The 13465-nt window shown below is 56.8% G+C and carries 11 protein-coding genes and 1 pseudogene; 9 read left to right on the plus strand and 3 right to left on the minus strand.

Translation table 11 applies throughout. The features are described 5' to 3' along the window. A complete protein-coding gene (locus K7A42_RS02120; RefSeq protein WP_282454759.1) occupies window positions 1-711 on the minus strand; it encodes a GntR family transcriptional regulator in 711 nt (236 codons plus the stop codon). Window positions 712-744: 33 nt separating this feature from the next. Between K7A42_RS02120 and K7A42_RS02125 the strand changes: the two genes are divergently transcribed. The 9 genes and pseudogenes from K7A42_RS02125 to K7A42_RS02165 all read left to right on the plus strand — a co-directional run bounded on the left by K7A42_RS02125 (window position 745) and on the right by K7A42_RS02165 (window position 11344). Beyond that, a complete protein-coding gene (locus K7A42_RS02125) occupies window positions 745-2418 on the plus strand; it encodes an ABC transporter substrate-binding protein (RefSeq protein WP_282454760.1) in 1674 nt (557 codons plus the stop codon). Window positions 2419-2442: 24 nt separating this feature from the next. Continuing rightward, window positions 2443-3504, plus strand: coding sequence for an ABC transporter permease (locus tag K7A42_RS02130; protein ID WP_282454761.1), 1062 nt, complete (start codon window positions 2443-2445; stop codon window positions 3502-3504). Then, window positions 3504-4418 (plus strand): ABC transporter permease, encoded by a 915-nt coding sequence (locus tag K7A42_RS02135; RefSeq protein ID WP_282454762.1) that lies wholly within the window; start codon window positions 3504-3506, stop codon window positions 4416-4418. Before K7A42_RS02130 ends, K7A42_RS02135 begins: the two co-directional genes overlap by 1 nt. Continuing rightward, the gene (locus K7A42_RS02140) at window positions 4411-5259 is read left to right on the plus strand and encodes an ABC transporter ATP-binding protein (protein ID WP_282454763.1); all 849 of its coding nucleotides are present in this window, start codon (window positions 4411-4413) and stop codon (window positions 5257-5259) included. Before K7A42_RS02135 ends, K7A42_RS02140 begins: the two co-directional genes overlap by 8 nt. Window positions 5260-5261: 2 nt before the next feature. After that, the gene (locus K7A42_RS02145) at window positions 5262-6050 is read left to right on the plus strand and encodes an ABC transporter ATP-binding protein (protein WP_282454764.1); all 789 of its coding nucleotides are present in this window, start codon (window positions 5262-5264) and stop codon (window positions 6048-6050) included. 61 nt (window positions 6051-6111) lie between these two features. Continuing rightward, window positions 6112-7705, plus strand: a pseudogene (locus K7A42_RS02150) (glycoside hydrolase family 43 protein). Between the two features lie 130 nt (window positions 7706-7835). Then, window positions 7836-8282 carry a DNA-binding protein gene (locus K7A42_RS02155; protein WP_282454765.1) on the plus strand — a complete coding sequence of 149 codons (447 nt, stop codon included), beginning with the start codon at window positions 7836-7838 and terminating at the stop codon, window positions 8280-8282. Window positions 8283-8302: 20 nt separating this feature from the next. Further along, window positions 8303-8740 (plus strand): PIN domain-containing protein, encoded by a 438-nt coding sequence (locus K7A42_RS02160; RefSeq protein WP_282454766.1) that lies wholly within the window; start codon window positions 8303-8305, stop codon window positions 8738-8740. A 756-nt stretch (window positions 8741-9496) separates the two neighbouring features. Next, window positions 9497-11344 carry a hypothetical protein gene (locus tag K7A42_RS02165; protein ID WP_416220893.1) on the plus strand — a complete coding sequence of 616 codons (1848 nt, stop codon included), beginning with the start codon at window positions 9497-9499 and terminating at the stop codon, window positions 11342-11344. A gap of 169 nt (window positions 11345-11513) precedes the next feature. Here K7A42_RS02165 and K7A42_RS02170 read toward each other — a convergent pair whose 3' ends face one another. Both K7A42_RS02170 and K7A42_RS02175 read right to left on the minus strand, forming a co-directional pair. Continuing rightward, window positions 11514-12737 carry an ATP-binding protein gene (locus K7A42_RS02170; RefSeq protein ID WP_282454767.1) on the minus strand — a complete coding sequence of 408 codons (1224 nt, stop codon included), beginning with the start codon at window positions 12735-12737 and terminating at the stop codon, window positions 11514-11516. Window positions 12738-13045: 308 nt separating this feature from the next. Further along, window positions 13046-13465: DUF4143 domain-containing protein (locus K7A42_RS02175; RefSeq protein WP_282454768.1), on the minus strand; the 420-nt coding region annotated here is incomplete at its 5' end.

Here is a 13465-nt window from a genome sequence, read left to right on the forward strand (position 1 = left end):
TCAGATTTCTCCCTCTTTCTTGAAAATAATGCTGAGATACGTGTCGCCCGAACGGACGACGTGGTCACGCATTGTGCGCTCTGCCCTGTCGGCATCGCCTGCTACAATTGCCTCTGCGATCGCCACATGCTCATCAAGCGCCTTCTGTCGTTCAGTCGGATCTAGATGGATGACCCGGCGAATGCTGGCATCGTAGAACTGTTGGCGCTCAATCAGTTTAGCGAGATAACCGCATTGCGACGCCCGATGAATGTGATCATGAAAGCTTTCATTGAGAGCGATCAACCCGTCGGCGTCTCCTGATGCAGTCGCCTCCCTCATGCGGTTGGCTATCGCCTGAATCTCCACCCTGCCCTTTTCGTCTACGCGCTTGGCAGCCAGATGCGCGATCATCGATTCCAGTGCGGCACGCGCCAGAATCATTTCCTCCGCCCAGGAACTGCTGAACTTTACGACGACACCTCTGCGTGGAAGGGCTTCAACGAGACCTTCGGTTTCCAACTGACGCAATGCCTCCTTGATCGGGGTCGTACTAACTCCGAACTGCTCCGCGAGATTGCGTTCATTGATCTTCTGTCCCGTCGCAAATCGACCGGAAATGATCGCGCTGCGCATTGCACGGTGGACGTGATCGCGCACCGTGACCTGGAAACCGGCGTCGATCTTCTCAAAGTCGGCCTTGGTTGTAGGAGACTGGTTATCAAAAGCCATTTTCCGAAAATCCGTTGACGAGGATCGATTTGTGTGAAACTTGATATATCAGATTTGAAATCCATGTCGATATTGAAAATTCGATTTGGTGAGGTTGAGGAGCCTTGGGAGGCTGATATGAAAACGCTCACACGCGCGTATTTAACATGCGCAATCGCCACTGCGGCATTCAATCCCCTTCAGGCCGCCACTCCGAAAGACGAGTTGGTGATCGCCATCTCGATGACGAGTATGCGCGGCCTGGACCCGCATGAAATCAATCAGCTGGAAGCTGCCGAAGTTGTTGCGAATTTGTACGATCGTCTGATCGCGCTGCCTGCGGACAACATCACGGATCCCCAGCCATCGCTGGCCGAGAGTTGGACGATTTCTGACGATGGAAGGAGTTTTACGTTCAAGATACGTGACGGCGCGCGTTTCCATTCCGGCAATCCGGTCACGGCGCGGGATGTGGAATGGTCGCTACACAGGCTGGTTAAACTCGGACTGGCGCCGTCGACGGATTTGCGTCAGTGGGGCTTTACCGCGAAGAATGTCGATCAGCTCATCCGGGCAACCGATGACCGGACACTCGTTCTGGAAACACCAGAGGTCTGGAACTCGAACCTCATACTCTATTCACTGGCCAGCTTTTCCACCTCGATTGTCGACAGCAAATTCCTTGCCAGCAAGGAGAAAAATGGTGACTGGGCCCGCAACTATCTCCAGACTGCAGATGCTGGCTCCGGACCCTACGCGCTCATCACCTGGCGCTCTAACCAGCTCCTGATCGCTGATGCGTTCAAGGATTACTGGAAAGGAGTACCCGCCATGAAACGCGTGTATCTGGGCCACGTACCGGAATCGTCTGCGCAACGTCTGCAGATCGATGCAGGGGATGTCGACGTCGCCACTCGCCTCTCATCAACGGACCTTGCCGGTCTTGAACGGGATAGCAAAGTTACAGTGCAAAAGGTTCCGGGTTTCGGTTTCTATTACCTCGCCCTGAACCAGAAGGACGAGATCCTTTCGAACCCGAAAGTGCGAGAGGCGTTTCGATACCTCATCGACTATGACGGTCTCGCCGGTTCGGTGATGAAATATTACGGCATTAAGCAGCAGACCATTATTCCGGCAGGCCTGCCGGGTGCATCCACGGAAATTCCCTATAAGCTGGACATCGACAAGGCGAAGCAGTTGCTTGCGGAAGCGGGGTATCCAGACGGGTTCTCAAAGGTCTATTTTGCGCAGCCCGGCACACCGGAATCTGAAGTCGGCATTTCACTGCAAAACAGTGCCGCAAAGGCAGGCGTCACGCTCGATCTGCAAATCGGCGACCAGATCGGAAAGTTTCGGTCCCGACAGTTTCAACTGTTCTCGTCGCGAACGGGCGAGCGCCTCCCCGATCCCCATGCCGTCCTTCAATCATATGCAACGAATGCCAACAACGCTGACGACGCCAAACTGGCAGGACTGGTCGCATGGCGCTCTGCCTGGGACGTGCCCAAGGACATTCAGGACATGGTCAAGGCGGCAGCGCACGAGACCAACCAGCACAAACGCGAAGAGCTATATACGCGGATCAACGAGGCCTATCTCCGATCTTCGCCGGCGCTCGTCACATCATTCCAACGCACCGACCCGAAAGCCGTTCGCAACGAGGTGAAAGGCTACGTCGGGCATCCGACGTGGCTCACCCGGTGGGACACCGTGACCAAGGGCGAGTGACGATTTAACTTCAAGGACAGTGGTATGAGCATTACCCAGACCTCCGATGCCCAGCCGATCCGGAAATCCCGGTTCCCAAAGGCTGCAGGCAAGATCGCGACATCTTTCGTCGTCATCCTGACGACACTCCTCGGCCTGATGATGATCACCTTCACAGTCGGCCGGATGGTCCCGGCTGACCCTGTAATCGCCGTCATCGGCGACCAAGCCGATCAGGCGACCTATGACCGTGTCTATAAGGAAATGGGTCTGGACAGGCCCATCTATGTGCAGTTCGGTCACTATTTGAGTGACGTGGTGCAACTGGATTTTGGCCAGTCGATCATCACCAAGCAGGACGTGTCAAAGGACCTCGCGCGGGTATTCCCCGCGACCATCGAACTGGCGACGCTGGCTATAATCTTCGGTGCCGGTCTCGGTATCCCACTAGGCGTCATCGCGGCAGTGCGCAAGGGGACATGGGTGGATCACCTTGCCCGCGTTGTCGGTCTGTTGGGTTATTCCACTCCGATCTTCTGGCTGGGTACCATCGTCATCCTCGTCTTCTACGCCTATCTCGGAGCAATTCCGCCGGGCGGGCGTGTTTATCTGTACGACGAAGGAATAGTGCAGGCTCGAACCAACTTCGCCCTGATCGATTCTGCGCTGGGCGGTCACTGGGGCGTATTCTGGAGCGCACTCCACCATATCATCGCCCCGGCAATCATTCTTGGCTATGCTTCTATGGCCTATATCAGCCGTATGACGCGCAGCTTCATGCTCGAGCAGCTTCGTCAGGAATATATATTGACGGCGCGGGCTAAAGGCCTCGGGCAAAGACCCATTGTCTGGCGACACGCCTTTCGCAATATCCGCGTTCAGTTGCTGACAATCATCGCACTTGCCTATTGCGGCCTCCTTGACGGCACCGTGCTGATCGAAACCGTTTTCGCGTGGCCGGGGCTCGGATCTTATCTCACATCGGCGCTCTTCTTCGCCGATATGAACGCCGTGCTCGGCAGTGTGCTGCTGATCGGCATCATCTCGATTGCCATCAACCTGCTCTCCGACATCGTCTACCGCTTTATCGATCCGAGGACCCGCTAATGGCCAAGTCCGGTACTTTATCAAACCTGCATAACTGGCTCATCAGCGAAGACTTCACGTCAACGCGACAGGCGCGCCTGCACAGTGCCTATCTTGGCTGGCTGAGCCTCATTGCAAATCCGCTCGCTCTGGCCGGGTTCGCAATCGTCGTTCTGCTCGTCGTCGTTGCCGCGCTGGCACCGGTGATTGCTGTTCACGATCCCTTCGTGCAGGACTTCGCAATAGCGCTGAACGCTCCGTCTTCCGCACACTGGTTCGGAACCGATGAGTTCGGTCGCGATGTGTTCTCCCGTCTGGTTTTCGGTGCACGCACCACTCTTTACATCACCATTCTGGTGACCATTATCGTCGCACCGATAGGCTTCGTGATTGGCGCGACGGCGGGGTATCTCGGCGGTTGGGTGGATGTCGTTCTAATGCGCATAACCGACATCTTCCTCTCCTTTCCAAGCCTTGTTCTCGCACTGGCTTTTTCGGCGGCACTTGGCCCCGGCATCGAAAACGCGGTGATCGCCATCGCACTCACCGTCTGGCCGCCGATTGCCCGCCTTGCACGTGCCGAAACCCTGACTTTCCGCCAAGCCGATTTCGTCGTTGCCGCCGAACTTCAAGGTGCCGGTGTGGGAAGGATCTTGCTGCGCCACATCGTTCCGCTCTGCGCGCCTTCCATCATCGTGCGACTGACCCTCAACATGTCGAGCATCATCCTGACGGCCGCCGGCCTGGGCTTCCTTGGGCTTGGCGCACAGCCGCCAATGGCTGAATGGGGCGCAATGGCTGCTTCCGGTCGCCAGTATCTTCTCGACGCATGGTGGCTGACAACGGTTCCAGGCATTGCGATCCTGACCGTCAGCCTTGCCTTCAACCTGCTCGGCGACGGGCTGCGCGACATCATGGATCCCCGCAATGGCTAATACATCCGACACCATTTTGACGGTCGAAAGCATGTCCGTCCAGTTCCCGACACTCTCCGGCGTCACCACTGCAGTGAGGGATGTGTCCTTCACCGTCGGTCGGGAAAAGATCGGCATCATCGGCGAATCCGGTTCTGGCAAGAGCACGACAGGCCGCGCCATCATGCGCCTTCAGCCCCCGCAGGCGATCGTGAAGGCCAATCGCATGCGGTTCGAGGACGTCGATCTGCTGACGGCAAGCGAAGCGGAGATGCGCTCTATTCGTGGACGCCGCATCGCGATGATCCTACAGGACCCGAAGTATTCGCTGAACCCGGTGATGACGGTTGGCGAGCAAATTTCGGAAACGGTGATTCTGCACGAGAACGCCACATCGCAGGAGGCGCGCAGACGCACCCTCGCCATGCTGGAGCGTGTCAACATACGCGACCCGGAAAGGGTCTTCGACCTTTATCCGCATGAAGTCTCTGGCGGAATGGGCCAACGCATCATGATCTCGATGATGCTTATCGCCCAGCCATCGCTGATCATCGCCGACGAGCCGACTTCAGCACTCGATGTGACGGTGCGACAGCAAGTCCTGTCTATCCTTGATGACCTCGTGGTTGAACGCAACATCGGCCTGATCTTCATCAGCCACGACCTCAACCTCGTGCGCAGCTTCTGCGACCGTGTCATCATCATGTACGCCGGCCGTGTTGTCGAAACGATTGCTGCGGCCAACCTCGGTCAGGCCCAACATCCCTATACGCGCGGTCTTCTCGACGCGCTTCCTAGCCTCGACCATCCCAAGGACAGGCTGGAAGTGCTGCGGCGTGACCCGGCATGGCTGGAGAACTGAACATGTCCATGATAAATGCCCATCATCTGGCCGTTTCCTACGGCCACGGCGAAACCGCCCTCAAGGTCGTCAAGGACGTCTCCTTCGAGGTGCAGAAAGGCGAGACCTTTGGCCTTGTCGGTGAAAGCGGTTGCGGCAAGTCCACCATCCTGGGCGCACTTGCCGGGCGAAACAAACAATGGACAGGATCAATCGAGATCGACGGTGAAACGATCGCTCAAAAGCGCACCAGCTCTCAGCTTTCCAAGCAGCAACTGGTGTTTCAGGATCCGTTCGGCTCCATCCATCCGCGACACACGATCGGTCGCACCCTGCTGGAACCCTTGGAAATCCATGGCAAGGACCGCCGACAGGAGCGCATCGAAAAGGTGCTGACAGATGTCGGCCTTCCGTTAAATTTCCGCTATCGTTATCCGCACCAGCTTTCCGGCGGCCAGCGGCAACGCGTGGCGATCGCCCGAGCTCTCATTCTCGAACCCAAAATCCTGCTGCTGGACGAACCGACATCAGCGCTCGACGTGTCCATTCAGGCCGAAATTCTGAACTTGCTAAAAGACCTGCGGGAACGCGAGAAGCTAACCTATATCCTCGTCAGCCATGACCTTGCGGTCGTCGCGCATATCTGCGACCGGGTTGCGATCATGCAGAGCGGCGGTTTCGTCGAGATTGCAACGAGGCAGCAACTGCTCGAGAATACGGTGCAGCATCCCTATACGCGCGTTCTGATGGATGGCAGCCGCGGTTATGTGAGCGAGAAGCGGAAAAGTAGAGGCGAGGCGTTGCCCGCATAGTTTTGTTCTACGCGCCCGGACATTGCGAGCGCGCTCAGAGTTTCAAACAGCCGAGACAGATATGATCCAGAACCCCATTCTTCCCGGTTTTCATCCAGATCCGTCCATCTGCCGGGTCGGTGAGGATTATTATAGCCACCTCCACATTCGAATGGTACCCCGGCGTTCAGATCTACCACTCGCGCGACCTTCGGACCTGGACCCTGGTGGGCCGGCCTCTCGACAGGGCCGAACAGCTCGATCTGCGTGGGGCACAGGATTCGTGTGGCGTATGGGCGCCGTGCCTGACACATGCAGACGGTCGCTTCTGGCTCATCTACACGGACGTGAAACGCAAATCCGGTTCCTTCAAGGACTGCCACAACTATCTCGTCACCTCGGACTCGATCACGGGGCCATGGTCCGCCCCGATCTATCTCAACTCCTCGGGTTTCGATCCATCGCTGTTCCACGGCGAAGATGGGCGTAAGTGGCTGTTGAACCTGAATTGGGACTATCGCGCGCGCCCGAGCCGATTTGGCGGCATCGTCCTTCAGGAATACGACGACAAGCAGCGCAAGCTGGTCGGCCCAATCACTAACATCTTCAAGGGATCTTCGCTCGGCCTTGCGGAAGGACCACACCTTTATCGACGAGGTGGATGGTACCACCTTCTCGTCGCCGAAGGGGGAACCGGCATGCGACATGCCGTAACCATGGCGCGCTCGCGGGAGATTACAGGTCCATACGAGCTCCACCCGGACGTCCATGTCGTGACAAGCCGCTTCGACCCAGACCTCGTGTTGCAACGCGCGGGCCATGGCGACATCGTTGATACGCCAGATGGCGAGACCTACATGGTTCATCTTTGCAGCCGGCCATTGGCGGGGATCAGGCGCTCGGTCCTCGGGCGGGAGACCGCCGTACAGAAATGCGTCTGGGGTGAAGACGGCTGGCTACGTCTCCATGGCGACCCGCTTGTCCCGGAAACGTCAGTACCTGGACCTGCCGGATCCGCGACAAGCGACGTACAGACCGGTCCGAAGCGTTATGCTTTTGATGCGAGCAAAGGCCTGCCATCGGATTTCCAGTGGTTGCGCAGCCCCGTGCCCGAACGACTGTTCTCGCTGTCGGACCGTCCCGGCCATTTGCGACTGATCGGGCGTGAATCGATTGGATCGACATTCGAACAAGCATTGGTGGCACGACGGCAAACGGACTTCGACTTTGACGCCGAGACCGAAGTCGACGCCGAGCCCGCCAGCTATCATCAGATGGCCGGACTGGTCGCCTATTACAACAGCTTTGCCTATCACTACCTTTGCGTGACCCACGACGAAACGGCTGGTCGTGTGCTGCAAATCCTGTCCTGCGCCGGCGGCTGGCCGAAAGGCTTGGCAGATGTGGTGCTGGAGGCGCCGGTGTCGGTGCCTGACGGTCCCGTGCGCATGAAACTGGAAGTGAGAGGGGCGGCCGGTCGTTTCTATTTCTGGAAAGACGATGATTGGACAAGGATCGGCCCGGTGCTGGATCACTCCGTCCTTTCAGATGAAGGTGGAGAAGGGGAGCATGCCAATTTTACCGGCGCGTTTGTGGGCATGTCCGCCAATGACACAAGCGGGCAGGCAATGACGGCTGACTTTTCATGCTTCATTTATAGCCCTCCCACCAATTAAGGCTCTTGATCGGAATCGAACCCGCGTTCCGAAGAACCGCCCCCATCACCACCACTGCAACCAACCCACACCTTCAGTTATTGCAGATAGAGGTCTTATTCGCTGTATTTGACGGCCAAGGAGATATCGCATGGCAAGCCAAATTGTTCATTTCGCCAGACTGTCAGATCGCGATCGAAAAATAGCTACGCCCTTGCCAAAGCTGGTCGCCGGCGACAGGCTGGAACTCCATGTTCGTGATGCTGGTGGCAAGTCGCGCACGCTCCAGATCCCGCCTTCGGCCGCCGCAGCTGTCGAAGCCCTTCTGGCGCATATGCTGCGCGGGGAGCGCGTCGCCGTACTGGCCGAGGACCAGGAAGTGAGCCCGAGTGACGCTTCAGCCATTCTCGGCATCTCTCGTCCGCTCGTCGTCTTGCGCATGGACCGGGGCGATCTGCCATTCCGCTACGTCGGCAAACACCGCCGCGCCCTTCTGAAGGATGTGTTCGCGTTAAAGTCGAAGCTCGACAAACGACAGATGGCAATGGAAGCACTTGCCGAGGACACAGAGGACCTGATCGAGACCTATGGCCTCTAATCCGCCCGTCGCGGTTTACGATGCCTGCGTCCCCTTACCCCTTCCACCTACGTAACATTCTGATCCAGTGCGCCTTCGACGGTTTCGTCGAGGCGCGCTGGACCGACGATATACATGATGAATGGATGCGCAATCTCGCCGTCAACACAACAGGTTTGTCCATCGACCGCCTGGAAGCTACGCGCGACCGGATGAACGCGGTCCTCCCAGAGGCAGCAGTGGGGGACCATCGCCCGCTTATTAAAGATCTCACGCTACCAGATCCCGACGATCGACATGTCCTCCCGGCAGCCATCGCGGGCAAAGCCTCCGTCATCGTCACCTGGACCCTGAAGGACTCTCCCGCGAGCAACCTTCTCGTCCATGGCGTGACCAGCAAGTCGCCAGATGATTTCCTCACCGATCTCCATGCGGCGTTTCCGGAAGCTAATCTCCAGTGTCAAAAGTGCGAGGCATAATCGAAAGACGATCTCATCGGTTGAGGCGTTCGTCGACGCGCTTCATCAAGGCGGGTCGAAGAAGTTTTCAGGAACATAACCGGATTGACGTGAGCCTGCGCAGTCCTTGAAAAATTGACGAGTCCGCCCGACAACTTTCTTGGCTCATAGGGTCATCCTTATGAACTTTACCGATTCTTAACCCTCTACCCCTAATTCCGCACGCCCTCGGCCTGAGGCCCCGAGAGCATATGGGATGACACCTGCCAAAGGAAGACCTTTCCAAACGCCATTTCCAGAAAAAGATCTCGACCTACTGCGATGTCCGCATTGTTCCCGTCGCGCCGGATTGGGGTGGTGGACAACGTCCGCCCCTACCTCCTGGCGCTAATCACATTTCGTAAGAAACCGGCTCTCGCGAACAATCGCTATGACTGGCGGCAGATCGCACACGATTGCGGGATCGATGAAGCACTGACGACAGCGTTGAAGAAGCAACTGCGACCAGCACTGGATGCGATCATGCGTTGGCTGAAGGAGCCGCCTGTAGAAGACGACGCAAAGAAATGCAAAAGAGCGCAAGCGAGGCTCAGAGCTCGTGCCACGAGCAAGTTTGCCCCCTCCCCGATGGACCGGCATCACGAAGTTGAAGAGGTCGGCAGCGCCCGTTCAGATGGCTGCCCCGGCCCTAAGCCGAGACCAGGTTCCGACAAACCAGAACCATTGTTCGAGGCGAACGAAGACCCGAGTTCATTCGCCGATGCACTCGCCTATCAGATGCGTCGCTTTGGCGAGAGTTACTGGCAACTCCATAGAGCGGTCGTTCGGATAGACGAATCTTTCAATGCGAAAACCTTGCTGTCGTGGATAGAGGGCCAACGTGTGCCTCGCTCGGTCGCAAGCTTCAACATCCTCGGCCGCATTGAGCGCAGATACGGCCTGTCGAACGGCTACTTCAAGGCGAAACTGCCACATCAGTCCAGATCGTTATATGGCCACGATCTGGAAGACATAAGCCCGGCAGAGCGGCGCCGGCTTGCCTGGCATCTTCCTGACGACTTCGGCAGCCTGCCTTTTTCGAAGCGCGAAGAGATCCTGGAATGGGTCCGGCGCGTCATCATCTCGGGGTCGACCGATTACAGGCGTTTCCAGGCCGCAGCAACGAAGCAGCGCTACGCAATCCGGTTCCCTGGGATCACATATGGCGGGAGTGCACTTACTCCTCGACCAGCGACTTCTAGCTGGTCGCGAGATGGGGACGAAAACGGGCGTTCGACCGAGGCGCCTGAGGATCCAGATCTGCTCTCCGGTGTCGTCGATGCACCCCCTCGGCTTGCGATGGAGATGGCAGATCTCATCCGCTTCAAAACGTCGACCCTCTCCGAAATCGGCTTCCGCAGGAATGGCGTCTGGAATGAGGAGACAGCCAGCCAGAAAATCGAACATCTCGGCCTGATGTTTGGGGCACTTGCGGCATCCCTGAACGGGGTTGTCAAAGGCCGAGGCGTGCCCCTCAGTCAACTTACCTTCGGCCTCCTGATCTTCCCGGGCGTTTGGGATTGGTATTTGCAGTGGCGCGAGCGCCGTCGCGGCTTCTTTACCAAATGGGAAGACGACATGCTGATGGTGGCCATGGCCCTTACTCGCGCTGAAGTCGGCTGGATTCGCCAACATCCCGAACTCCTGCGCAATGTGAAGCCGATCGAAGGACTGATCACGACAGACGAGATCGCGTCTGCTCGCCGAGACTGGCACGGTGCATGCGAAGACTTCCACCGCCGTGCCGCCAACCGTTCAAAAGAAATCCAGCGGGTGATGCGGGTCCACCGCGATCCATTCGAGCCGATCATGTGCGTGCTGGAAGCGGAGAGCCCGCTCGCTGAATACCGGAAGATCACCGAGGAGATCTTGAAGCGGATGCCCGACGAGCACCGCTACCCGAGAGCGGCCGCTGAGGCCGTCCGTTCGTTTCTTATGCTGAGGCTTGGCTTACATCTCGGCCTCAGGCAGAAAAACCTTCGGCAACTGCTGGTCTGCCCACGCGGACAGTTCCCCACGGCGGAACGCCGGCTCGAAGACATGAAGTGCGGTGAACTGCGCTGGAACGAACGCGAGCGTGGGTGGGAAGTCTTCATCCCATCCAAGGCTTTCAAGAACTCGGGCTCCTCCTTTTTCGGGCAGAAGCCGTTTCGCCTGGTGCTGCCGGATCTTCTTGATCTTTACACCTATCTCAACGCCTATATCGAACGGCATCGGAAGGTGCTCTTGGGTCGCGCACCCGATCCCGGCGCGCTGTTCGTCAAGACAGTTAAGACGACCAGCATCGACGCCGCTTACAATCAGACGACGTTTTACGAGGCCTGGCGGTTGGTGATCCATCGCTATGGCATTTACAATCCGTATACCGGCCGCGGCGCCATCAAGGGGCTCCTTCCTCATGGTCCTCACAATGTCCGAGACGTGCTCGCCACTTACATCCTGAAGCAAACTGGATCCTACGAGCAGGCAAGTTATGCCATCCAAGACACGCCAGACGTCGTGCAGCAGCACTATGGGCGCTTTCTGCCACAGGACAAAGCAGCATTGGCGGCCCGGATCCTCAATCAGGTGTGGGAGGCCGCATAGTGTGATGGCTTAGTCTCTCGGCCCATTGCAGGCATGAACGTAAAATGCTCGCATGCGTCGCGCGACTGCCGTCGTCTCGCTCTTAAAGGGAATCGAACCTAGGTCCGATTTTTCCGCCGGGCTTCCAGGACCGCTCGCGCGTCTGGAGCCTAGAGAGAATTCCCCGGCGCTAATGCCACAACGCCGAAATTGGAACCGCCGATAATCGTTCTCCAAATGGGATTACCTTGTGGTGGTCGTAAAGGACCATGCCTGATACGAAGCGCTCTCCGCATTCTTCGGCCAAAATTCGTAAACCAGAGAAATCGGAATTTGTGACGGATGCTGCGGCTTTTATCTCGATGCCGACAATCCGCCCTCGCCTGTCTTCAACGACAATGTCGACTTCATTCTGCTGCTTGTCACGGAAATGCGAAAACTCAAATCGTGTATCTGCGGCACTGGCGAGTTTGAGTATCTCCCCAAAAACGAAAGTCTCAAGCAACGCCCCGAACTGCCCTCTGTCGTCCCGCATTCTCTCGAGGGACAGGTCACGAAGAGATGCGAGCAGACCAGAATCGAGGAAATGTATTTTAGGGGTTTTGGTCAAGCGCTTTAGTTTGTTGGAAAACCAAGGTTGAACGGTTCGGGCGAGGAACAGGCTCTCGAATATACCGACGTATTTCTGGGTTGTGACGTGGTTCATCCCGATGGGGGCGCCAATTCCGGAGTAGTTCACGAGTTGTCCCGAATGCTCAGCTAGAATCCGCAGCAAGCGCGGCATTTGCGCAATCTGCTCGATTTGGGCAACATCACGAACGTCGCGTTGAACGATCGCCTGGATATAGTCCGCATACCAGTCGTGTTTGCGGCTCAACGTTTTGCGGCTCAATGCCTCGGGATATCCACCGGCGAGGACCGCAGCCATCAAGTCGTCACCGATGACGGGTTCTCCGGACTTTGGTTCATTTTGAAAGGCGTCGCTCAGGAAGCTGCTGCCCGCGGTTCTGATCTCGCTCTGCGCAAGCGGCAGCAATCGAACGACCTCCATGCGTCCTGCGAGCGAGTCCGCCACGCGTGGCAGCGTCATAATATTAGCTGAACCGGTCAGGAGGAAACGTCCCGGGCGCTGGTCGATATCCACACTTTCTTTGATTGCGAGCAACAGCTCGGGGGCGCGTTGAATTTCATCGATGACGGCGCGATCTATACGCCTTACGAAGCCAACTGGATCCTGTCGCGCTGCATCCAGGGTTGTCGCATTGTCTAGAGTATAATACTCCATGGCCTCTTTGGCTATCTTCTTTGCCAGTGTCGTTTTTCCTGATTGTCGGGGACCGACGATCATAATCACCCTTGTGTCTAACATGGCATCGGCAACACGTTGCTCGACGAGTCTTGGATAGAGCATCACGGCCTTATTCCTCTCAATGACCGTTTGAAAATGCATTATTGACTAATTGAAAGTCAAGGTTTGCCCATTTGAAATTGATCTGGCGACTGATTGAAAATAGAGGTTCGAACTCGGTGGCACGAGGTAGGCGAGAGGTACGCAGGCACCGCCTCTCGCTAATCAATTACCCGAGCTGATTTAGCTGAAACGCGCCGAGAGGATGGCCAAGAATGATGAGGAAGAAATTTGTACGCTGAACACGATGCTGAGCTTTACGATGGAAGATTCCAACGTCTTGAAGAGAATCGAACTTAAATCCTGCCCTTACTTTAATCGCCCCAGAGACAAGATAGCGGTATCGCCGCAAGATTATCACCAAATGGCAGGATCTTGTCGCCGTCGTACAACACCCAGCCTGCCTTAAAGTTGCGTCCGGTGGCCACGGCTACTTTGCGCAAGCCTTTGAAATCTGCTGCGGTCACCGTTGCCGCGGCCTTGACTTCAAGTCCAACCATATTGCCAGCTTCGTCTTCGAGAAGGATATCTACTTCGTCCTGATCCTTATCCCGATAGTGATGACAGGTTGATTGGACTTCGCTCCAGGTCGCAAGCCGGAGGATTTCGCCAGCGACAAACGTTTCCAGCAATGAACCAAATAGTCCTCGGTCACTTGAAATTCGATCGATCGTCATTCCGACAAACGAAGCTAAGAGCCCGCTATCGAGAAACAGGAGCTTTGGTGTCTTAAC

Source organism: Agrobacterium sp. InxBP2, assembly GCF_026191755.1.
Lineage (GTDB): Bacteria > Pseudomonadota > Alphaproteobacteria > Rhizobiales > Rhizobiaceae > Agrobacterium > Agrobacterium pusense.

Coding starts and splice junctions, on each gene's coding strand:
- K7A42_RS02120 (WP_282454759.1), bottom strand. CDS start 711: ATGGCTTTTGATAACCAGTCTCCTACAACCAAGGCCGACTTTGAGAAG.
- K7A42_RS02130 (WP_282454761.1), top strand. CDS start 2,443: ATGAGCATTACCCAGACCTCCGATGCCCAGCCGATCCGGAAATCCCGG.
- K7A42_RS02135 (WP_282454762.1), top strand. CDS start 3,504: ATGGCCAAGTCCGGTACTTTATCAAACCTGCATAACTGGCTCATCAGC.
- K7A42_RS02140 (WP_282454763.1), top strand. CDS start 4,411: ATGGCTAATACATCCGACACCATTTTGACGGTCGAAAGCATGTCCGTC.
- K7A42_RS02145 (WP_282454764.1), top strand. CDS start 5,262: ATGTCCATGATAAATGCCCATCATCTGGCCGTTTCCTACGGCCACGGC.
- K7A42_RS02155 (WP_282454765.1), top strand. CDS start 7,836: ATGGCAAGCCAAATTGTTCATTTCGCCAGACTGTCAGATCGCGATCGA.
- K7A42_RS02160 (WP_282454766.1), top strand. CDS start 8,303: ATGCCTGCGTCCCCTTACCCCTTCCACCTACGTAACATTCTGATCCAG.
- K7A42_RS02165 (WP_416220893.1), top strand. CDS start 9,497: ATGCGTCGCTTTGGCGAGAGTTACTGGCAACTCCATAGAGCGGTCGTT.